This is a genomic window from Leisingera sp. SA215 (assembly GCF_055902035.1).
This window is the reverse complement of sequence record NZ_JBVVXU010000001.1, coordinates 727,268-746,900: the sequence shown is the minus strand read 5'-3', so window position 1 is coordinate 746,900 and position 19,633 is coordinate 727,268. Positions and strand designations below refer to the sequence as shown.

21 protein-coding genes are annotated in these 19,633 nt (G+C 65.4%); 10 read left to right on the top strand and 11 right to left on the bottom strand.

Annotated features, from left to right (window positions below; genetic code table 11):
- Nucleotides 1-58 precede the first annotated feature (58 nt).
- Together AC0KW6_RS03585 and AC0KW6_RS03580 are read left to right on the top strand one after the other, a co-directional pair.
- On the top strand, nt 59-1,273 hold the full coding sequence (locus tag AC0KW6_RS03585; RefSeq protein WP_474034100.1) for an RSP_2647 family RNA methyltransferase: 1,215 nt from the start codon (nt 59-61) through the stop codon (nt 1,271-1,273).
- 6 nt (nt 1,274-1,279) lie between these two features.
- Nucleotides 1,280-1,822 carry an RSP_2648 family PIN domain-containing protein gene (locus tag AC0KW6_RS03580; protein ID WP_474034099.1) on the top strand — a complete coding sequence of 181 codons (543 nt, stop codon included), beginning with the start codon at nt 1,280-1,282 and terminating at the stop codon, nt 1,820-1,822.
- Between the two features lie 137 nt (nt 1,823-1,959).
- Here AC0KW6_RS03580 and AC0KW6_RS03575 read toward each other — a convergent pair whose 3' ends face one another.
- The 9 genes from AC0KW6_RS03575 to AC0KW6_RS03535 all read right to left on the bottom strand — a co-directional run bounded on the left by AC0KW6_RS03575 (nt 1,960) and on the right by AC0KW6_RS03535 (nt 9,252).
- Nucleotides 1,960-2,646: a M48 family metallopeptidase gene (locus tag AC0KW6_RS03575; RefSeq protein WP_474034098.1), complete on the bottom strand. Its 687-nt coding sequence runs from the start codon at nt 2,644-2,646 to the stop codon at nt 1,960-1,962.
- Nucleotides 2,647-2,677: 31 nt separating this feature from the next.
- A complete protein-coding gene (locus tag AC0KW6_RS03570; RefSeq protein WP_474034097.1) occupies nt 2,678-2,875 on the bottom strand; it encodes a hypothetical protein in 198 nt (65 codons plus the stop codon).
- Nucleotides 2,876-2,978: 103 nt separating this feature from the next.
- Nucleotides 2,979-3,242 carry a cell division topological specificity factor MinE gene (minE, locus tag AC0KW6_RS03565; RefSeq protein WP_024090458.1) on the bottom strand — a complete coding sequence of 88 codons (264 nt, stop codon included), beginning with the start codon at nt 3,240-3,242 and terminating at the stop codon, nt 2,979-2,981.
- Nucleotides 3,243-3,246: 4 nt separating this feature from the next.
- Complete coding sequence (gene minD, locus AC0KW6_RS03560) at nt 3,247-4,095, bottom strand: septum site-determining protein MinD (RefSeq protein WP_474034096.1); 849 nt, start codon at nt 4,093-4,095, stop codon at nt 3,247-3,249.
- Between the two features lie 25 nt (nt 4,096-4,120).
- Complete coding sequence (gene minC, locus AC0KW6_RS03555; protein WP_474034095.1) at nt 4,121-4,885, bottom strand: septum site-determining protein MinC; 765 nt, start codon at nt 4,883-4,885, stop codon at nt 4,121-4,123.
- A gap of 539 nt (nt 4,886-5,424) precedes the next feature.
- A complete protein-coding gene (locus AC0KW6_RS03550) occupies nt 5,425-6,609 on the bottom strand; it encodes a vWA domain-containing protein (protein WP_474034094.1) in 1,185 nt (394 codons plus the stop codon).
- Between the two features lie 21 nt (nt 6,610-6,630).
- Nucleotides 6,631-6,798, bottom strand: coding sequence for a hypothetical protein (locus AC0KW6_RS03545; RefSeq protein ID WP_323783019.1), 168 nt, complete (start codon nt 6,796-6,798; stop codon nt 6,631-6,633).
- 33 nt (nt 6,799-6,831) lie between these two features.
- The gene (locus AC0KW6_RS03540) at nt 6,832-8,280 is read right to left on the bottom strand and encodes a DUF2927 domain-containing protein (RefSeq protein ID WP_474034092.1); all 1,449 of its coding nucleotides are present in this window, start codon (nt 8,278-8,280) and stop codon (nt 6,832-6,834) included.
- 132 nt (nt 8,281-8,412) lie between these two features.
- On the bottom strand, nt 8,413-9,252 hold the full coding sequence (locus AC0KW6_RS03535) for an AAA family ATPase (protein ID WP_323783025.1): 840 nt from the start codon (nt 9,250-9,252) through the stop codon (nt 8,413-8,415).
- 186 nt (nt 9,253-9,438) lie between these two features.
- Between AC0KW6_RS03535 and dksA the strand changes: the two genes are divergently transcribed.
- Complete coding sequence (gene dksA / locus AC0KW6_RS03530; RefSeq protein WP_044008631.1) at nt 9,439-9,861, top strand: RNA polymerase-binding protein DksA; 423 nt, start codon at nt 9,439-9,441, stop codon at nt 9,859-9,861.
- 102 nt (nt 9,862-9,963) lie between these two features.
- Nucleotides 9,964-11,130 carry an FAD-dependent monooxygenase gene (locus AC0KW6_RS03525; protein WP_323783016.1) on the top strand — a complete coding sequence of 389 codons (1,167 nt, stop codon included), beginning with the start codon at nt 9,964-9,966 and terminating at the stop codon, nt 11,128-11,130.
- A 97-nt stretch (nt 11,131-11,227) separates the two neighbouring features.
- Here the strand turns inward: AC0KW6_RS03525 and xth are convergent, their stop codons facing one another.
- On the bottom strand, nt 11,228-12,034 hold the full coding sequence (gene xth / locus AC0KW6_RS03520) for an exodeoxyribonuclease III (protein ID WP_323783013.1): 807 nt from the start codon (nt 12,032-12,034) through the stop codon (nt 11,228-11,230).
- A gap of 360 nt (nt 12,035-12,394) precedes the next feature.
- Here xth and AC0KW6_RS03515 point away from each other — a divergent pair, with 360 nt between their 5' ends.
- From AC0KW6_RS03515 to AC0KW6_RS03505, 3 genes are all read left to right on the top strand, one after another.
- Nucleotides 12,395-12,937 carry a hypothetical protein gene (locus AC0KW6_RS03515; RefSeq protein ID WP_474034091.1) on the top strand — a complete coding sequence of 181 codons (543 nt, stop codon included), beginning with the start codon at nt 12,395-12,397 and terminating at the stop codon, nt 12,935-12,937.
- A gap of 97 nt (nt 12,938-13,034) precedes the next feature.
- Entirely contained in the window at nt 13,035-14,096 is a 1,062-nt protein-coding gene (locus tag AC0KW6_RS03510; RefSeq protein WP_474034090.1) for a DUF6902 family protein, read from the top strand.
- On the top strand, nt 14,096-15,013 hold the full coding sequence (locus tag AC0KW6_RS03505; RefSeq protein ID WP_474034217.1) for a DMT family transporter: 918 nt from the start codon (nt 14,096-14,098) through the stop codon (nt 15,011-15,013). Before AC0KW6_RS03510 ends, AC0KW6_RS03505 begins: the two co-directional genes overlap by 1 nt.
- Before the next feature lie 187 nt (nt 15,014-15,200).
- Here the strand turns inward: AC0KW6_RS03505 and AC0KW6_RS03500 are convergent, their stop codons facing one another.
- Nucleotides 15,201-15,524, bottom strand: coding sequence for a HesB/IscA family protein (locus AC0KW6_RS03500; protein ID WP_024090443.1), 324 nt, complete (start codon nt 15,522-15,524; stop codon nt 15,201-15,203).
- Nucleotides 15,525-15,613: 89 nt separating this feature from the next.
- Between AC0KW6_RS03500 and AC0KW6_RS03495 the strand changes: the two genes are divergently transcribed.
- The 3 genes from AC0KW6_RS03495 to argS all read left to right on the top strand — a co-directional run bounded on the left by AC0KW6_RS03495 (nt 15,614) and on the right by argS (nt 19,523).
- Nucleotides 15,614-16,765: a deoxyguanosinetriphosphate triphosphohydrolase gene (locus AC0KW6_RS03495; protein WP_474034089.1), complete on the top strand. Its 1,152-nt coding sequence runs from the start codon at nt 15,614-15,616 to the stop codon at nt 16,763-16,765.
- A gap of 487 nt (nt 16,766-17,252) precedes the next feature.
- A complete protein-coding gene (locus AC0KW6_RS03490; protein WP_323778497.1) occupies nt 17,253-17,552 on the top strand; it encodes a YciI family protein in 300 nt (99 codons plus the stop codon).
- A gap of 225 nt (nt 17,553-17,777) precedes the next feature.
- Nucleotides 17,778-19,523, top strand: a complete 1,746-nt coding sequence (gene argS / locus AC0KW6_RS03485; RefSeq protein ID WP_474034088.1) for an arginine--tRNA ligase — start codon at nt 17,778-17,780, stop codon at nt 19,521-19,523.
- The last annotated feature ends 110 nt before the right edge of the window (nt 19,524-19,633 follow it).

Sequence of the window (19,633 nt, the reverse complement as noted above, 5' to 3'; positions counted from 1 at the left end):
GCGGGAACGGGCCATACGGCCCCTTTTCCTGTTCCGGGCTTAAGGCTAAGAGGAACCCATGACAGCCTCCTCAGATGCGCTTCAGCGCCCCCGCGTGAAAATGAAACCCAAATCCAACGCCCGCGCCATCCGGCACGGGTTTCCCTGGGTTTATGCCAACGAACTGGTGACCGACCGGCGCACCCGCAAACTGGCGCCCGGCACCCTGGCGGTGCTGGAGGACGAGGCGCAGCACCCGCTGGGGCTGGTGTCGGTGAACCCGGAAAGCAAGATCATCGCCCGGATGCTCGACCGCGACCCCGAGGCGGTGATTGATCAGGCCTGGTTCACTGCCCGCCTGAGCCGCGCCTTGGACATGCGCGAACAGCTGTATGATGCGCCCTTCTACCGGCTGGTGCATGCGGAATCCGACGGGCTGCCCGGCGTGGTGATCGACCGCTTCGGCGCGGCCTGCGTCGTCCAGCCCAACGCCGCCTGGGCCGAGCTGCATCTGGACGCGCTCACCGCCGCGCTGGCGGAGGTGACCGGCACCGGGGTGATTCTGAAAAACGCTTCCGGCCGCACCCGTTCGCTCGAAGGCCTTGATGATGTGAACCAGACCCTGCTGGGCGAAACCCCAGCGGCGCCGGTGCCGGTGCAGATGAACGGCGCCACCTATATGGCCGATCTTACCGGCGGCCAGAAAACCGGGCTGTTCTTCGACCAGCGCGAAAACCACGCCTTTGCCGCCCGCCTCACAGGGCCCGGCGCCAAGGTGCTGGATGTCTTCTCTCACGTCGGCGGCTTCGGCCTCGCGATGCTGGCCGGGGGGGCAGGGCACGCAACCTGCGTCGACGGCTCTGCCGCAGCCCTTGAACTGGCCGCCCGGGGCGCCGAAGCCAGCGGTTTCAAGGACGCATTCACCGCCCGCCAGGGCGACGCCTTCGATGTGCTGGCCGCCCTCGGCGAGGAGGACGCAAGCTTTGACGTTGTGATCTGCGACCCGCCCGCCTTTGCGCCCTCGAAACAGGCGCTGGAGGCCGGTCTGCGCGCCTATGAACGGATCGCCAAACTGGCGGCGCCGCTGGTCAAACCCGGCGGCTACCTGGGCCTCTGCTCCTGCTCCCACGCCGCTGATCTGTCGCGCTTCCGCAACGCCTCGGCCCGCGGCATCGGCAAGGCCGGGCGCCGCAGCAGCCTGATCCACACAGGGTACGCAGGCCCCGACCACCCGCAGCTGCCGCAGCTGGCCGAAAGCGGCTACCTCAAGGCCGTGTTCTTCCGGCTGGACTGACGCGGGATGAAGCTGCTTCTGGACACCTGCGTGCTCTACCCGACAGTGATGCGGGAGATGCTGCTGGGTGCGGCGGGACTGGGGCATTTCACCCCGCTCTGGACCGCCCGCATTTTGGGCGAGTGGGAACGCGCAGCGCTGAAACTCGGCCCCGAAGGCGCGGCGCAGGCCAAGGCTGAAATCGCCCTGGCCCGCGCCAATTGGCCCAAGGCCGAAGTCGCCCCGGCACCGGGCACCGAGGCGCGCCTCTGGCTGCCCGACAGCGCCGACATCCATGTGCTGGCCGCCGCCGTCACCGGCCACGCCGACGCGATTGTCACCCTCAACAACAAGGACTTTCCCCGCCACACCCTGGCCGAAGAGGGGCTGGAGCGGCGCGGCCCCGACGAACTCCTCTACCGCATCTGGCTGGAGGATAACGCCGGAATAGAAGCTCTTGGCGCCCGGGTTCTGGAGGAGGCCAGCCGCCTTTCCGGCGACCGCTGGGAGATCCGCCCGCTCCTGAAAAAAGCCCGCCTGCCGCGGCTCGCCAAGGCCCTGTCAGCCTGACCGCGCTTTCATCTTTCCTGAAATACTCCGGGATGAGTGCCTGACTGCAGGCCAAGAAACTGCCCAGCGGTCAGCTCGAAGGCACCAACCGGCGCCGCCGCGGGGGAATGGCCCTCAATCCAGCGTCAGCCGCAGGCTCAGCGCTTGGCCCATTTCGCTTCCAGCCGCTCCAGCGCGGCTATGCGCTCTTCGGTCTTGGGGTGGCTCATCAGCCAGGCCGGTGCCATGCCCGCGCGTGCCTGGGTCAGCTCTTCCAGCTTGGTGAACAGGCTTTTCTGCGGCGCCAGCCCGATGCCTGCCTTGGTCAGCAGCGCGGCGGCATATTCATCCGCCTCATACTCGTCGCCGCGCGACAGCCGGGCCGCGATCAAACCTGTCAGCACCCCGGCAATCCACGGCCCGATAAAGGGAATGTAGCGGCCCAGGATCATCATCAGCGCGGTGCGCAGCGCGTTCTGGCCGGAGAAATCGATCATCCGCTTCCTGGCATGCCCCAGCGCCACATGGCCCAGCTCATGGGCGATCACCGAGGCCATTTCCTCGGCGCTGACCTCACCGTTCTGGTACTTGCGGTAAAACCCGCGGGTGATAAAGATCCGCCCGTCCGGCGCCGCCAGCCCGTTGACCGGGTCGACCTCGTAGATATGCACCGGAATGCGGGCGACCTCCAGCGCTGCCGCCAGCCGGTCGGTCAGCCGCTTCAGTATCGGATCCGCCAGCTCGGTTGAGCGCTGGTCCAGCTCACGATGGGTGCGCCAGATCGAAATCCGGTACATCACAAGGCCATAGGCGATGGCCAGCAGAATGGGCAGAAGGCGCAGCATAGCTCAGATATGGGGGCTGCCCCCATCAGGCTCAAGCGGTTTCTGCATGATCCGCTGCCGCCCATCCGCATTCCTGCGTCGGCCTGTCCCGGCCCGGAGGCCAGCCGCTGGCGGTCATCGCATCCTGCAGCGCAGCATAACAGTCCGGACCGGTACCGGGGCCGGCCAGCTCGCGAAAGACGGCGGTCCGGCTCAGCACCTCATGGCCCGGTACCGGAGGCTGTGCCATCCGGGCAAAGTCCGCCTCCGGTATCTTGCCCGGCGCCTCCAGGATTCTGTTGGAGATCCGCGGTTTGCCGGTGCCATGAAGCAGCGCGCCCCGGCTGAGCGGGTCAGTTCACGCCCAGCTTGCCGGGAAACTCGATGTTGATCTCCAGGCTCGACAGCTCATCGCCGCGTTCCATGCGGATGTCGATCGCCTCGTCGCCGATCTGCATGTGGCGGCGGATCACCTCCAGAATGTCGCGTTGCAATTGCGGCAGGCAGTCAGGGCTGGCGCCGCCGCTGCCGCTGCGCTCATGCGCCAGCAGAATCTGAAGCCGTTCCTTGGCTGTGCTGGCCGAGGGCTTGCGGGGGCGGAGAGAGAAACCGAACATCCCGCTACACCGCCCGTCCGAACAGCCGTTGCAGCAGACCGGGGCGCCGGTCCGCGGCAATCCGCATTTCGATCTGCTCGCCGATCAGCCGGCCCACCGCGTCCTCATAGGCGGTGGCCGCCGCCGAGGGCTCATCCAGCACCACCGGCACGCCCAGATTGGAGGCGCGCAGCACCGCGGCGCTTTCGGGGATGATCCCCAGCAACGGCACGGCCAGGATTTCCAGCACGTCTTCGACCGGCATCATCTCGCCGCTTTCGATCCGCGCCTTGTTGTGGCGGGTGATCAGCACCTGCGCCTTCACCGGTTCGGCGCCTTTCTGCTCGGCCCGTTTGGTCAGGCTGTTCAGCAATCCCAGCACCCGGTCGCTGTCGCGCACAGATGAAACCTCGGGGTTGGTCACCACAATCGCCTCATCGGCAAAATACATCGCCATCTGGGCGCCGCGCTCGATGCCCGCCGGGCTGTCGCAGATGATGTAGTCGAACTCCTGGCGCAGCTCTTCCAGCACCTTTTCGACGCCGTCGCGGCTCAGCGCTTCCTTGTCGCGGGTCTGCGAGGTCGGCAGCACCGACAGCGTCTCCAGCCGCCGGTCGCGGATCAGCGCCTGCTTCAGCTTGGCATCGCCCTGAATGACGTTGATGAAATCGAACACCACCCGCCGCTCGCAGCCCATGATCATGTCCAGGTTGCGCAATCCGACGTCGAAATCGATCACCACAGTCTTATGGCCGCGCCGCGCCAGTTCGGCGCCGACGGCGGCGGATGTGGTGGTCTTGCCAACGCCGCCCTTGCCCGAGGTGACCACGATCACCTTGCCCAGCGGCTCTTCCAGTTTCAGGTCCTTGCTCATCGTCCCGCCTTCCTTATCCCTGCGCTCATCCCAGGGTCTCCACACAAAGCCGCCCGTCCTGCAGGAACACCTGCACCGGATGGTTCAACAGCTCCGGCTCCAAATTCTCGCTTGTCCGGTAGAGGCCCGCGACCGCCAGCAGCTCTGCATCCAGGCTGTGGCAAAAGATCCGCGCGTCCTCGTCGCCCTCGGCGCCTGCCATGGCCCGGCCCCGCAGGCGGCCATAGACATGAATGCTGCCGCGCGCAATCAGCTCGGCGCCGGAACTGACCGGTCCGACCACCACCAGATCGCCGCCCTCGGCCACCACCGTCTGGCCCGAGCGCACCGGCTGGGTGATCAGCCGGTTTTGCGGCGGGCGCAATTTCTTGGGCAATTCCCGCCGGGTACCGGGCCGGGCCGGGCCGTCGGTGTTCAGCGGCGCATCCTTGCCGCTGGCGATGGTGATCAGCCCGGCGTCCCCGGCTGCGGCTGTCTGCAGGGGCGAGGCATTCTGTACCCCGAACACTGCCAGCCCGCGGCTGCGCAGGCTGTCGGTCAGCGCCCGCAGCTCTGCCGGGCGGGTCAAACCCGGCGCCTGAGCCAGATCCAGGATCAGCGGCGCGCCGTCAAAGAAATGCGGGCTCCAGCGCAGCTGCGCGTCCAGCGCGGCATAAAACGCCTGATCCAGCGGCCCGTCCTCCGGGCGCAGCGCAACAGCGGTGAAATACCGCCCGCGAATCTGAAACGGCTTTATGTCTGCAGCGGGAGCACCGCCACGGGGAGGGATGTCTTGATGCGGCACGCTCACGCGAGACTCCTGCTCGGGGACTGCGGCCTTTGTTTTGCCGCTTGTTCTTTTGCTTATGGATAGCGGTTGCAAAGCGGCCCGTTCAACCGGCCGGGGCGTGCTTCGGCGGACATGCGCCGGATGCCGTTCCAAGCGGCGGATTTCCGCAGGCAAACTATTCTGGGTTGTGCAAAAAAGAATTGCGGTCCGCGCCGCGGGGGCGGGCTGCAGCGGCCATGGGTCGGGCGTCGCCGAAGTGTCAAACCCCAGACCGCGGCCCAGCCGGCGCCCCGGCGCATCGGGTACCGTCTTTGCCTTCATCATCCTGCAGCCCGCGCGCAAGGCGCGGCTCCCGCCCGCCCGGCCTGCATTAGAATGCCGGTCTGCCGGTTGGGCCCGGCGCCGGACCTTCGGGCCCGGCGCGCATCCTGCCAAGGCAGGATGCCAGGCCCAGGCCTGCCAAGGGGGCTGGCGCCAGCCGGCGCAGCTGCGGGCGCGGCAGAACCGCCGTTACCTGTTGCTTCAAACCGCCGCGCTGACGGGCTGCCAGGAAAAACCCCCTAGCGCGACAGCTCCTTCATGCCGCGTTCCAGCCCGTCCAGCGTCATCGGCACCATGCGGTTCTCGAAGATCTCGCGGATCATGCCGATCGAATGGGTATAGTCCCAGTATTTCTCCGGCACCGGATTGATCCACAGGTTCGACGCCCAGGCCTCGCGCGCGCGCTGCAGCCAGACCTGGCCGGCTTCCTCGTTCCAGTGCTCATTAGCACCGCCGGGATAAGCGATCTCGTAAGGCGACATCGAGGCATCGCCGACAAAGATGCATTTATAGTCCGGCCCGTAGGTGCGCAGCACCTCATCGGTCGGGGTCTTCTCGCCCCAGCGCCGCCGGTTGTCGCGCCAGACGCCTTCGTACAGGCAATTGTGGAAGTAATAATACTCCAGGTGCTTGAACTCGGTCCGCGCGGCCGAGAACAGCTCCTCCACCACCTGGATATGGGGATCCATCGAGCCGCCCACGTCCAGGAACAGGAGTACCTTCACCGCATTGTGCCGCTCGGGCCGGGTTTTCACGTCCAGATAGCCATGCTCGGCGGTGGAGCGGATGGTGCGGTCCAGATCCAGCTCCTCATGCGCACCCTGGCGGACCCAGCGGCGCAGCCTTTTCAGGGCGACCTTGATGTTGCGGGTGCCCAGCTCGACATCGCCGTCGAGGTTCTTGAACTCGCGCTTGTCCCAGACCTTGACCGCGCGCTGGTGGCGGCTTTCTTTCTGGCCGATGCGCACGCCTTCGGGGTTGTAGCCATAGGCGCCAAAGGGCGACGTGCCCGCAGTGCCGATCCACTTGCTGCCGCCCTGATGGCGGCCCTGTTGCTCCTTCAGCCGCTCCTGCAGCGCTTCCATCAGCTTCTCGAAGCCGCCAAGCGCCTCGATCTCGGCTTTCTCCTCGGCGCTCAGATGTTTTTCAGCCATCTTGCGCAGCCAGTCTTCGGGGATATCGACGGCGTCCATCACCGCCTCGGCCGGGATTGCCTCCAACCCTTTGAAGGTGGCGGCAAAGGCGCGGTCGAACTTGTCGATGTTGCGCTCGTCCTTCACCATCGCCGCGCGGGCGAGGAAATAGAACGCCTCGATATCATAGGTCGCCAGCCCCGCCTTCATCCCTTCCAGGAAAGTCAGATATTCGCGCAAAGACACCGGAATGGCCGCCTTGCGCAGGTTTTCAAAGAAGGGCTGGAACATCGCGGAGCCTTTGCTGAGCCGTTACGCCAGCACCCGGTGGGTCAGGATGGTTGCCAGCAGGCCAAGCATACCGAATACGATGGCATAGACAGCCCCGTATTGCAGCATGTCCAGGGTATTGCCGCCACGTTTGCGGGCCTTTGTTGCGCCAATTGCGGCGCCCAGCACCAAGCCGGCGATTACGATCATGGTCTTTTCCGTCTCTTGTCTCGTGTTGCAGGATCAGGATCCGGAAGGGCGCAGCGCGGCAATCTCTTCCAGCCGGGCCTCGACCACCCAATCCGGGCCAAACCCGTAACGCGCCCAACCCAGGCTGTCCAGCCTGACCCGCCGCGCCTCCACCACGCGGCCCTGCAGATCCAGCGCTTCGGCCTGCAGCATCAGCAGCGTCGACAGCAGGGCGGCGTTTTCATGCTGTGCCGCAGCGGCCGCAGCGGGTGCCAGGCGGGCCAGCGCAGCCCCGCCGTTGCCCGCGGCAATCTCATAGGCCGCCAGCTGCACTGCCAGCTTGGCCTGGTGCATCCCGGTGCCGGGCTGCCCCTGCAGATAGGTCCGGGCGGTCAGGAAATGCTGCAGCGCCAGCTCAGGCTCGCGGACATGCAGCATCCGGCCCAAGGTGTAATGGCTCAGGGCCCGCCGGTGGTCCTGCCAGCCCAGATCGCGGGCAATCGCGGCGGCGGTGTTGGCGGCGCGCAGCCGGTCCCGCAGCGAGGATTGCGGCCCCAAGGCCTGCTCATAGGCTGCGACCCAGGCGCGCGGGGTTTCCGGCAGCGGCTGTGCCGCGGTGCTGGCGCCGCGCGGGTTCAGCCGGGCCAGCACCGCGGGCAGCCGCGCGGCGACCTCGGCCCGGCTCATGCCGGTGCGCAGTTCGGGCGCATAGCTGGCGCGCAGGATCAGCATGTCAAAGCCGGTCAGCACCGCGTGGATATTGTCATCGTTGAAGATCGAATCCGGCAGCCGGTACAGATCGTTCAGCGGCCCGATCGCCTGGGCCAGTTCCTCGTGCAGGCAGTCGCGGACTTCCTGCGGGCTGACGTCATTGGGGATGAACACCGCCAGTTTTTCGCGGCTGCGCAGCAGCGACCAATTGGTGCGCGGGCTGCGCCGGTTGCGGCGGTATTCACTCAGCGATGCAACGTTGGGCACCACAAAACAGGCGGCCTTGGGCAGGGCCCGCCGGATTTCGGCGCGGGAAACCGATTGGATGGTGATATTGGCCGCGCCGCCGGACACCCGCTGCACCGGGATGCCGGCCTCGGTCCGCAGCCGGGCCAGCAACGCGGTCAGATCGCGGTTGAAACCCGGCGCGGGCGTGCCGGTCACCTGCAGGGTGATCGGGGTCTCGAACCGGGTGAACTGGGGCAGGGTGCTGCCGCCTTCCAGCCGGAAATGCAGATCCAGAAAATCCCGCGCGATATCAGCATTGGAACGCTGCGGAGGCTGCGGCCGGCGGGCGGTGAAGACCTTGACCGGCGGCAGCACAACCGGCGCAGCTGCGGCGCGGGTCGGCGCTGTGACCTGCCTCTCGGGGGCGGCGCAGGCGGCCAGCGCAGCCACTGCAAGCCCGGCCGCCGCACCCCGCAGCACGCGCAGGCCGGCAGGCCTGCGGTCGGACCGCCGAACAGGGCGGCGGACAAAGATCTGTGAAGCCGGGGCTGCGTCTGCGGGCACTCGGGGCGTCTCCTGTCAGCCCGGGCTGCGCAGCCCGGTTCTGTGTCCTCTGATAAGGGAATGCGGCAGCAATTTGAAGCGAAACAGGCAGCCGCCAGGCCAGGCGCCTGCCTGTCCCGGCCGCAAGGCAGATCAGCGGCGTCCGCGCGCCATGAAGGCCAGCCGTTCGAACAGATGCACGTCCTGTTCGTTCTTCAGCAGCGCCCCATGCAGTTTGGGCAGCGCATCGGCGCCGTCACGGGCGATGTCCTCCGGCGACAGATCCTCGGCCAGCAGCAGCTTCAGCCAGTCGATCACCTCGGAGGTCGACGGCTTCTTTTTCAAGCCTTGGGTCTCGCGGATCTCGTAAAACTGGGTCAGCGCGGCGGTCAGCAGGCTGTCCTTGATGCCGGGATGATGCACCTCGACGATTTTCTTCATCGTCTGCGCGTCCGGGAAGCGGATGTAGTGAAAGAAGCAGCGCCGCAAAAAGGCGTCCGGCAGCTCTTTTTCATTGTTCGAGGTGATGATCATGATCGGGCGGTGCCTGGCCTTGACCATCTCGCCGGTCTCGTAGACGTGGAACTCCATCTTGTCGAGCTCCTGCAGCAGGTCATTGGGGAACTCGATATCGGCCTTGTCGATCTCGTCGATCAGCAGCACGACCTTTTCGCCGGCTTCAAAGGCCTCCCACAGCTTTCCCTTCTTGATGTAGTTCTTCACATCATTGACGCGCGCATCGCCCAGCTGGCTGTCGCGCAACCGGCTGACGGCGTCATATTCATACAGTCCCTGCTGGGCGCGGGTGGTGGATTTCACGTTCCATTCGATCATCCGCAGCCCCAGGGCTCCGGCCACCTGCTTGGCCAGCTCGGTTTTGCCGGTGCCCGGCTCGCCCTTGACCAGCAGCGGCCGTTCCAGCGTCACCGCCGCATTGACCGCAACTTTCAAATCATCCGTTGCGACATATTCTTTAGTGCCCTGAAATTGCATATCTTTCCTGTTCCAGTCCTGATCGGTGCCGCGGCGCCAAGTTCTTATCATGCTTTTAACCAAACGGCGCCACTATTGTGTAGTGACATTCCCTTCTGATGGGGATAAACGCTGCGGCAGAGGGGGAGCCAAAATGTTCAGGTGCAAATTATGACCAGCATTATGGGCCAGACCGAAGGAGCCGAAATGAAGCAAGAGGTGTTTCTGCCGGACGACTACCGACCGGCTGAAGATGAGCCGTTCATGAACGACCGGCAGCTTGAGTATTTCCGACGCAAGCTATTGGAATGGAAGCAAGATCTGCTGTCAGACAGCCGCGATACCATCGAAGGGCTGCAGGACAACACCCGCAACATCCCGGATGTTGCCGACCGTGCCAGCGAAGAGACCGACCGCGCGCTGGAACTGCGCACCCGCGACCGCCAGCGCAAGCTGGTCGCCAAGATCGACTCGGCCCTGCGCCGCATCGGCGAAGGTGAATACGGCTACTGCGAAGTGACCGGCGATCCGATCTCGCTGAAACGTCTGGACGCGCGTCCGATCGCCACCATGAGCCTGGAAGCGCAGGAGCGCCATGAGCGCCGCGAAAAGGTCCACCGCGACGACTGACGGGCGGCTGATACGGGCAAACTGACAATTAGATGGCGCCGGGGTCTTTTGCTCCGGCGTTTTTTGTTTCATTGGGGGCGGGCGGAGAATCTGCAGGAGCCCATGGAACTCAAAGGTCTGAAAATAACCGTCATCGGCGCCGGGATCGGCGGCTTGACCGCAGCGCTGGCGCTGCGCCGCTTTGGCGCCTCGGTGACTGTGCTGGAGCAGGCCGAGGCGATTTCCGAAGCGGGCGCAGGCCTGCAGATCACCCCCAACGGCGTCGCTGTGCTGAAGGCGCTGGGGCTGGCCGATGACCTTGCCTGGTGTTCGCAGAGGGCCCGCGCCGTGGTGCTGCGCGGCCACCGCCGCGGCGGCCAGGTATTGCGGCTGGATCTTGATGAACATGCCGCAGGCCTGCGCTATTACTTGGTGCACCGCTCCGACCTGGTCGGCATCCTGGCCGGCGCCGCCCGCCGCGAAGGCGTGCAGGTGCGGCTGCTGCAAAGGGCCGAACGGGTCGTGCCCGGCCCGCAGCCGGTCGTGCGCCTCTGCAACGGCGCCCAATGCGGCGGCGATCTGGTGGTGGGCGCCGATGGGTTGCATTCAAAAACCCGGGTGGCGCTGAACGGCGAGCGCCCGCCCGTCTTCACCGGCCAGGTCGCCTGGCGCGCCACCGTGCCCAACCATCTGAACCTGCCCGCAGAGGCGCAGGTGTTCATGGGGCCGGGGCGGCATCTGGTGGCGTATCCCTTGCGCGACGGCAGCCTGATGAACCTGGTCGCGGTGCAGGAGCGCCGCGCCTGGGCCGAAGAGGGCTGGAACGTCAAGGACGATCCCGCCAACCTGCGCGCCGCCTTCTCCCGCTTCGGCGGCACCGCCGCGGCGCTGCTGGAGGCGGTGGAGGAGGTGCTGCTGTGGGGGCTGTTCCGGCATCCGGTGGCGGCCGGCTGGCACGGCGAAAACACCGCGATTTTGGGGGATGCCGCGCATCCGACGCTGCCGTTCATGGCCCAGGGTGCCAATCTGGCGCTGGAGGATGCCTGGGTGCTGGCCCGGTCCCTGCGGGAGGCGCCGGATGTCGCGCGCGGCCTGGCACGCTATCAATCCCGGCGCCGGGAGCGGGCGGAAAACGTGGTGCAGGCCGCCAGTAAGAACGCCTGGAAATACCACCTGCGCGCCCCGCTCAGCTGGCCTGCGCATCAGGTGCTGAGGCTGGGCGGCCGCTTTGCGCCGGACAAGATGGTCAGCCAGTTCGACTGGATCTACCGCCACGACGTCACCGCCTGAGACAGCGCAGGCGGCGGCCTCCCGCCCCGTCCCGGGGCATCGGCGATGACCCGGGCCAGGTTGGGCCGGGCGCCGCGCGGAGGCGCGGCGCTGGGTGTCAGATGTCCAGATCCACCCAGACCGGCACGTGGTCCGAGGGTTTTTCGCGTCCGCGCACATCCTTGTCGATCTGGCAGTCGCGCAAGAGATCGGCGGCCTGCGGCGTCAGCAGGAAATGGTCGATCCGGATGCCGTCATCGCGGTTCCACGCACCGGCCTGGTAATCCCAGAAGGAATAATGCCCCGGTCCCTGGTGCCGGGCCCGGAACGCCTCGGTGAAGCCGAGGTTCACAATCCGCTGAAACGCGGCGCGGCTTTCCGGGCGGAACAGCGCGTCCTCCAGCCAGGCTTCGGGCCGTTTGGCGTCTTCGGCCTGCGGTATGATGTTGTAGTCGCCCGCCATCAGCGCGGGCATCTCGCTGTCCAGCAGCTGTTGCGCCCGCGCCTTCAGCCGCTCCATCCAGGCCAGCTTATAGGCATATTTACCGCCCGCCGCCGGGCTGCCGTCCGGCTCCAGCTCAACCGGGTTGCCGTTGGGCAGATAAAGGCCGCAGATGCGGATCGCCTGTTTGCCGACCACCGTCGCCTCGATCCAGCGCGCCTGTTCGTCGCTGTCATCGCCGGGCAACCCGCGGCGCACATCCTCCAGCGGCAGCTTTGACAGGATCGCCACGCCGTTGAAGCTTTTCTGGCCGTGGGTTTCGACATTGTAGCCGCGCTCTTCGAGCATTTCGCGCGGAAACGCCTCATCGACCGATTTGATCTCCTGCAGCAGCGCCACGTCGGGCTGGGCCTCGTCCAGCCAGTCCGGCAGCGCCTGGGCCCGGGCCTTGATGCCATTGATATTGAATGTGGCGATTTTCATGGCTTGCCTCCGGCGCAGATTGCTTTATTCGAGGCTGATCTATCGCTGAATCAGCACCCCGGGGCAAGCCCGAAGCGGAATTCGCGAATCACTGGCGGTGCGGCGAATCATCTCTGCTTTGCACGGGTGAAAAGTACCCCTCAGGTTGAGTTTCTTTATCTTGCAGTAATATGCGTGTGAATAACGCGGTGCATAAGCTGTGGATGAGTTGAAATAATTGAAATTACGCAGAAAATAGCGGGTTGAAGTTAATGTGATCCGCGCTAGAAAATACAATGTGAAATTGCATTTTCTGTTTGCGCTGCACGAGGGCCGTGTCAGCGTGGAGGAGCCTTTTGTCCTTAACAAATGAGGTTCCAAATGACTGCTCAGCACAAAATCCAGCCCCTCCACGCTAACCGCCCGGCCGCAGGCTGCAGCCTGTTCGAGGGCGATGCGGCGGGGATGTTCTCCTCCGGATCGGCGCCGGAATGCACCGCCGGTCTGAGCGCGGGAGAGGGCGTGTCGCTGTTTTCTTCCGGCTCCATGCCGCAGACAGCCGAAAGCTGGGCAGGCGGCGAAACCGGTTTGTTCTCCAGGGGCTCGGCGCCGTCGGCACGCGGCGAAACCGCAGCCGGCGACCTGGTGGAGATGTTCTCCTCCGGCTCGGCCCCCGCAGCGCAGTCCGACAGCCGCACAGGCGATCTGGTGCAGATGTTTTCCTCCGGTTCAGCGCCCGCTGAACACGCTGAGGTTGCGTCTGGCAATCTGACAGAGATGTTCTCTTCCGGCTCGGCCCCGGCCGCAACGGCAAAGGCGGGCGCGGGCGAGGGGACGCAGCTGTTCTCCTCCGGGTCTGCCCCTGCAACCGCGGCGCGGGTCAGCGCGGGCGATGCCACCCGGTTGTTCTCCTCGGGCAGCTGATCCGGACGGGGACCGGCCTCCGTTCCGGCTCCTGTCCTTGGGCGGCCCTGCACCGGGGCCGCCGGTACCGCGCCGCATCTGTCCGAACGAGGTTCCCATGGCCCAGATCCTTCCGTTTTTCTCTCCAGCCGCCCGCCAGTCCCGGGCCAGCGCGCAAGAGGCGCTGATTGCCGGTTTCGCAACGTACCGGCGCAGCCAGGAGGACGTGTTCTGGCTCAAGGAGAACGCTGAGCTGCTGAACATTCTGGAATGCACCGGGGCGGATGTTGCCGCTACCGCCCTGCAGCCCCTGCAGCCGTTTTACCAGGGTGCGGCGCGCCATATCAGCTTTTTCCGGCAGTATTACCGCTTTATCCTGTCGATCTGCCTGGATCTGGAGGATCTGGGCCTGCCGGGGCAGACCGCTGCGCAGCTGGCCGGCTGGGTGTCGGACCAGGGGCTGGCGCAGGCCGAGCTGTCCGATTTGCAGCGTGCCGAGGCGCGGCGGCTATTGGCGCGGCGGGGGATAGATCTGCGGGATGACGGGCTGGACGACCGGCTGCGCGGTTTCATTTCAAATCCGCAAACCTTTGCCATACCGAATAAAAAAGCCGCTTATGAGCTGACCCACATCGTTTTTTACCTGTCTGAATACGGCCGCCGTGTTCCGGACCTGCCGGAAGCGGCGTTCACCAGCCTGGAATTTGCCGGCCTGGTGGCCTTCCTCGATCAGAATGCCGACCTGCTGGCAGAGATCTGCATTGCGCTGCGTTTTGCCGGCGGGCAGCCGCCCGCCGCCTGGGAGGCGTGGCTTGACCGGCGGGTTTCCGCCTTTATGCTCGCTATGGGTGAATTTGATGGACATCAGGATGCGTATCACGAGTATTTCGTGGTGAATTGGCTGATGCTGCTGTCCGGCCGCCCGGCCTTCCGTCAGGCGGTTCCGATGGGCGGGATGCATGTGCCGGCGCAGCAGGGAGGAAGTATCTTGAGGAGCCTGTCTGAAGCGGTTTTCGACGCCGGGATGGCGCGGGCGGGCTGGAGCGCGGTGAAAGCGCGCGCTGAGGCCGTCCTTAGCGAAGAAGAGCACGGGCTGCTCACCGCGGCGGAGCGCAGCTGTGAAGGGTTCGGCGGATTTTTCGAAGGCTTTGCCCGGGCGGGCAGTGCCGGGGCGGCGTGATGGGCTGCCCTGGCAATCAGGCCCTGGGCGGCGCCCTTCTGGTGGTGGCCTACACCGGGCTGATCGCCTCGGCGGACGGGATCACCAAACTGCTGGCGGGGCAATATGCGGCGGCGCAGCTTTATGCGCTGTCGGGCGCCATGGTGGCGGGCTTCTGCCTGCTGGCGGACCGCGTGCCCTCTCTGCGCGGCGGGTTCCGCACCTGTTGTCCGCGGGCGATGGCTTTAAGGTCGGTGGCAGCGCTGGTCGCCGCGGTCTGTTTCTTCTATGCGTTCCGGCTGCTGCCCTTTGCCGAGGTGTTTGTGTTCATCGGCCTGATGCCGCTGCTGGCGGGAGCCATGTCCGGTGCGGTGCTGAAGGAGCCGGTGCGCCCGGCGGCCTGGGTCGCGCTGGCTGCGGGGTTCTGCGGCGTGCTGTTCCTGCTGCCGCACGGCAATGAGGGCGCGCATGCCTCCTGGGGGCATATCGTTGCCTTCTGCGCGGTGGTGTCCGGCACATTTTCCATGACATTGGCACGGTTTATCGGCCGTTATGAAAGCAATGCGCTGGCGCAGGTCTTTTATCCCAATCTGACGCTGTGCGGGGTGATGCTGCTGTTCTTACCCTTTGTCTGGGTGCCGATGCCGATGGCGGATGTGGCCTGGGCTGCAGCCTATGCCCTGCTGCTGTTCGGTGCGCGCTGGCTGCTGGTGGTGGCGCTGCGGCTGTTGGTGTCCTATGCGGTGACGCCGCTGATGAATCTGCAGTTCATCTGGATGGCGGTCATCGGCTCGGTCTTCTTCGGGGAGTTCCCGCCGGCCACAACCTATATCGGCGGCGCCATCGTGATTGCCTCGGGGCTGTATCTGGTCTGGGATCAGTTGGCCCCGGCCATGCCCCGGCTGCACAGTTCCGGGCGGCCGCAGACCGATCCCTAGCGCCGGGTCCGCGTTACGGCTGCATACTTGCGCCCGCAAGGGGGCGAAGCGCCCGCCCCTTAAGATGAGGGCGGGCGCTGCCTTGCCTGGCGGCAAGGCGGCATTATGAAAGGCGCGTTCACGACATGCGCGTTTGTGACTTGCGCGGCCCGGACCGGGCGCAGGGCCAGCCGGACCGGAAGCCGGGTTACATTGAAAACGAGGTGCCGCAGCCGCAGCTGGAGGTGGCGTTGGGGTTCTCTATGGTGAACCGCGCGCCGATCAGCTCTTCGGTGAAATCGATCACCGCGTTTTCCAGGAAGGGCAGCGAGACCTCGTCCACCACCACCTTTTCGCCCTGGCCTTCGAGCACCAGATCGTCCGTCTTGGGCGCGTCCAGGGCGATCTCGTACTGAAAGCCCGAGCAGCCGCCGCCTTCGACCGCGACGCGCAGCGCCTGGCCCTGGTCCGCGGCGCCAATCTCGGCCAGCCGGGCAAAGGCGCGGTCGGTGACTTTCGGGGGCAGGTTCATACGGTCTCTCCAATGCCGTGTTGCAGCTCAAGGCATTATATATGAAGGTGCAATTCAGGCGGCAAGATTTGCTGGAGAAAAGATTTAACATGCATGCCCCTTATGCCACGTCACCGGACCGCAGCCGCGGCCGGCAGGTGACCGAGGAGGAAAGCTCCTTCCGCTCTCCCTATCAGCGCGACCGCGACCGCATTATCCATGCCAGCGCGTTCCGGCGGCTGAAGCACAAGACCCAGGTTTTTGTCGAACATGAGGGCGACAATTACCGCACCCGGCTGACCCATTCGATCGAGGTGGGGCAGGTGGGCCGCACCATTGCCGGCGCGCTGGGGCTGAACCAGGAGCTGACCGAGGCGGTGGCGCTGGCGCATGATCTGGGGCACACGCCGTTCGGCCACACCGGCGAGGATGCGCTGCACGGGCTGATGAAACCCTATGGCGGCTTCGACCATAACGCCCAGGCGATCCGCATCGTGACCTGTCTGGAGCGCCACTACGCGGAATTCGACGGGTTGAACCTGACCTGGGAAACTCTTGAAGCGATTGCGAAACACAATGGCCCGGTGGTGGGGGAGCTGCCCTGGGCGCTGGCGGAATGCAATGCGGCGGTGGATCTGGAGCTGCACACCCACGCGAGTGCCGAGGCGCAGGTGGCGGCACTGGCGGACGACATCGCCTATAACAACCACGACCTGCATGATGCGCTGCGGGCCGGGCTGTTCACCGATGATGACCTGGCGCGGCTGCCGCTGCTGGACAAGGCCTATGGGGCGGTGGACGGGCTGTATCCGGGACTGGACCCGAACCGCCGCCGCCATGAGGCGCTGCGGCGCTTTTTCGGGGTGATGGTGGGCGATGTGATCGGCACCGCGCGGGTGCTGCTGGCGGATGCAGGCGTGCAGAGCGTTGAAGAGGTGCGGGCGCTGGATCATCCTGTGGTGCAATTCTCGCCGGAGCTGTGGGCCGGGCTGAAGGAGATCCGCGCGTTTCTGTTCACCCGCATGTACCGGGCGCCTTCGGTGATGGAAAAACGCGCCAAGGTCGCCAAGGTGGTGGAGGCGCTGTTTCCCTATTTTCTGGACAATCCGCAGGACATGCCGGAGCGCTGGCACGCTGATATTGCCGGTGTGGCGGACCGCACCGCGCTGGCGCGGATCGTGTCGGATTATATCGCCGGCATGACCGACCGTTTCGCCCTGCAGCAGCATGAGCGGCTGATCGGGGTGAAGGTCGAGGTCTGAGGGCTTCCGTCTCTGCGGTGTTTGCTGCTGTCCTTTTGCATGTTCCGTTCAATGAGCGGGGTAGGGATGGCGGCGCCGCCACGGGGGGCGGAGGATAGGGCCGGAACGCCAGCGCGCCCCGGGTCCGGTCAAAAGCTTCATCAGTCAGACGCCCCTGCACCTTTTGCCGAGGTGGTCTTCGGGGTCCTGGTCTCCTGGTGCGCGCGGGGTGCCAGGCCCGCGCCATGTGCTGCAGCGGGGAGACCTTCGCATATCCCGGTTAATGCGGCGCAAGCGGGGCGTGCGGTGCGCCGGGGGACGGCGCAACACCGGCAGCCGCAGGCCCTTTCCGCGGCTGCCTGCGGCGGGGGCGTTCAGACAAAAGGAGGCGCGCCGGCAGCTCCGGCGCGGGCCGGGGCGAAATTGGCCGTAAGCCGTGCTATGATCTGGCCCTATGATGCCGCAGGGCATCGGCGTTATCCGCAGGAGGAGCAGCAAGAGGAAAGCCATGGCACGCTGGACCGTCACATTCACGGACAAGCCCGAAATGGACCGGGTGCGCGGCGACAAGGCGCGGCGCCAGGCGCATATCGCCTTTGTGCGGTCGCGGCCCGAGCTGCAGATCGGCGGCGCGCTGGCGATGCGGCCGATGCAGGATTTCCCCGGCGCGATCTGGAATGTGGAGGCGGAGAGCCGCCAGGAAGTTGAGCGGCTGATCCTGCAGGATCCCTATTACGTGGCGACCTTGCGCCGCTACACAATCACCGAATGGGGCACCGCCTCGGCGATTCAGGGGATGCTGTCATGACCGCCCCCCCCGGGAAAGCCGCCAGGCCGCGCCGGCGCTGACCCGCCGGGCGGTTCTGTGACGCCCGCGCTGCGTCAGCGGCGTATTTTTCGTCAGTAAGCAAAATGCCGGAAAATTCGAATTTTCCGGTGTGTTGCGCCTGAGGCCCCGGGAGGCACCTGCAATGCTGTTGACCCTGCCTCTGGCCCTAGGTATCCGCTGTGCTGAACATATGGGACGCCAGATATGAACCTTTTTACCGATATCCGCTCGCTTGTGATTGACAGCCTGACCGCCTTGACCGGCGAAGGCGCGCTGCCTGAAGGGCTTGATTTTGCCAATGTGGCGGTGGAGCCGCCGCGGGATGCGGCGCATGGCGATATGGCGACCAATGCGGCGATGGTGCTTGCCAAGCCCGCAAAGATGAAGCCGCGCGATATTGCCGAGGCACTGGCCGCAAAGCTGGCCGCGGATGACCGTGTCACCTCGGCCGAGGTCGCCGGCCCCGGCTTTCTCAACCTGCAGCTGGCGCCCGGGATCTGGCAGACGGTGGTGAAATCGGTCCTGGACGCAGGCACGGATTTCGGCCGCTCGGAGACCGGCGCGGGCAAGCGGGTGAACGTGGAATATGTCTCGGCCAATCCGACCGGCCCCTTGCATGTGGGCCACACCCGCGGCGCGGTGTTCGGCGACGCGCTGGCCTCGCTGCTGGCCTATGCCGGCTATGACGTCACCCGCGAATACTACATCAACGACGGCGGCGGCCAGGTCGATGTGCTGGCGCGCTCTGTCTACCTGCGCTACCTGGAAGCGCACGGGCAGGAAGTGGCCTTTGCCGACGGCACCTATCCGGGCGACTATCTGAAACCGGTGGGGCAGGCGCTGAAGGACAAGGCAGGCGATGCCTATCTCGGCAAAGGCGAGGAGGTCTGGCTGGCGGAGGTGCGCGAATTTGCCACCGACGCGATGATGGCGCTGATCCGCGAGGATCTGGCCCAGCTGGGTATCGGGATGGATGTGTTCTATTCGGAGAAATCCCTCTATGGCACCGGCAAGATCGAGGCGGCGCTGGCGGCGCTGGAATCCAAGGGGCTGATCTATCAGGGCGTGCTGGAGCCGCCGAAGGGCAAGAAGCCCGACGACTGGGAGCCGCGCGAGCAGACGCTGTTCAAATCCACCGACCATGGCGACGACGTCGACCGGGCGGTGAAGAAATCCGATGGCGCCTGGACCTATTTCGCGCCGGACATCGCCTATCACTTTGACAAGGTGGAGCGCGGCTTTGACGAGCTGATCGACATTTTCGGCGCCGACCACGGCGGCTATGTCAAGCGGATGAAGGCGGCGGTGTCGGCGCTGTCGGACGGCCGGGTGCCGCTGGATATCAAGCTGTGCCAGCTGGTGAAGCTGTTCAAGGACGGCCAGGAATTCAAGATGTCCAAGCGGGCAGGGACCTTTGTCACCCTGCGCGATGTGGTGGATGCTGTCGGGGCGGATGTGACCCGCTTCATGCTGCTGACCCGCAAGAACGACCAGGGCTTTGACTTCGATCTCGACAAGGCGCTGGAGCAGTCCAAGGACAACCCGGTGTTCTATGTGCAATACGCCAACGCGCGGATCTGCTCGACCCTGCGCAAGGCCGCGGAACAGAGCATTGCCGCCGATGACGCCACCTTGGCGGGCGCCGATCTGGGCCTGATCTCGGATCCGGCGCAGCTGGCGGTGGCCAAAAAGCTGGCCGAATGGCCGCGGCAGGTGGACATCGCGGCCCGCACCCATGAGCCGCACCGGATTGCCTTCTATCTCTATGATCTCGCGTCGGAACTGCACGGGCTGTACCATCTGGGCAAGTCGAACAAAGGTTTACGATTTGTTAACGAGAGCTGTGAATCGGCAACACATGCGAATTTGGCGCTGGCCCGGGCCGTTTCCGTTGTCATTTCCGCAGGTCTTGGTATTCTTGGCGTGAAACCGGCAGAAGAGATGCGATAACCAAAAGGGGCGGAAGCCGCTTTGGTGAAAATTGCACATCCGCTGGATTGAGGCAGTTCAAGAGACTTGGGGCGCAGCGCTGGACAGGCGCTGCCAAACCGGGCAGTGAG

Bases quoted from the DNA above. Each gene is read 5' to 3' on its own strand.
- AC0KW6_RS03585 (WP_474034100.1), top strand. From the start codon at position 59: ATGACAGCCTCCTCAGATGCGCTTCAGCGCCCCCGCGTGAAAATGAAA.
- AC0KW6_RS03580 (WP_474034099.1), top strand. From the start codon at position 1,280: ATGAAGCTGCTTCTGGACACCTGCGTGCTCTACCCGACAGTGATGCGG.
- AC0KW6_RS03575 (WP_474034098.1), bottom strand. From the start codon at position 2,646: ATGCTGCGCCTTCTGCCCATTCTGCTGGCCATCGCCTATGGCCTTGTG.
- AC0KW6_RS03570 (WP_474034097.1), bottom strand. From the start codon at position 2,875: ATGGCACAGCCTCCGGTACCGGGCCATGAGGTGCTGAGCCGGACCGCC.
- minE (WP_024090458.1), bottom strand. From the start codon at position 3,242: ATGTTCGGTTTCTCTCTCCGCCCCCGCAAGCCCTCGGCCAGCACAGCC.
- minD (WP_474034096.1), bottom strand. From the start codon at position 4,095: ATGAGCAAGGACCTGAAACTGGAAGAGCCGCTGGGCAAGGTGATCGTG.
- AC0KW6_RS03550 (WP_474034094.1), bottom strand. From the start codon at position 6,609: ATGTTCCAGCCCTTCTTTGAAAACCTGCGCAAGGCGGCCATTCCGGTG.
- AC0KW6_RS03545 (WP_323783019.1), bottom strand. From the start codon at position 6,798: ATGATCGTAATCGCCGGCTTGGTGCTGGGCGCCGCAATTGGCGCAACA.
- AC0KW6_RS03535 (WP_323783025.1), bottom strand. From the start codon at position 9,252: ATGCAATTTCAGGGCACTAAAGAATATGTCGCAACGGATGATTTGAAA.
- dksA (WP_044008631.1), top strand. From the start codon at position 9,439: ATGAAGCAAGAGGTGTTTCTGCCGGACGACTACCGACCGGCTGAAGAT.
- AC0KW6_RS03525 (WP_323783016.1), top strand. From the start codon at position 9,964: ATGGAACTCAAAGGTCTGAAAATAACCGTCATCGGCGCCGGGATCGGC.
- xth (WP_323783013.1), bottom strand. From the start codon at position 12,034: ATGAAAATCGCCACATTCAATATCAATGGCATCAAGGCCCGGGCCCAG.
- AC0KW6_RS03515 (WP_474034091.1), top strand. From the start codon at position 12,395: ATGACTGCTCAGCACAAAATCCAGCCCCTCCACGCTAACCGCCCGGCC.
- AC0KW6_RS03510 (WP_474034090.1), top strand. From the start codon at position 13,035: ATGGCCCAGATCCTTCCGTTTTTCTCTCCAGCCGCCCGCCAGTCCCGG.
- AC0KW6_RS03505 (WP_474034217.1), top strand. From the start codon at position 14,096: ATGGGCTGCCCTGGCAATCAGGCCCTGGGCGGCGCCCTTCTGGTGGTG.
- AC0KW6_RS03500 (WP_024090443.1), bottom strand. From the start codon at position 15,524: ATGAACCTGCCCCCGAAAGTCACCGACCGCGCCTTTGCCCGGCTGGCC.
- AC0KW6_RS03495 (WP_474034089.1), top strand. From the start codon at position 15,614: ATGCATGCCCCTTATGCCACGTCACCGGACCGCAGCCGCGGCCGGCAG.
- AC0KW6_RS03490 (WP_323778497.1), top strand. From the start codon at position 17,253: ATGGCACGCTGGACCGTCACATTCACGGACAAGCCCGAAATGGACCGG.
- argS (WP_474034088.1), top strand. From the start codon at position 17,778: ATGAACCTTTTTACCGATATCCGCTCGCTTGTGATTGACAGCCTGACC.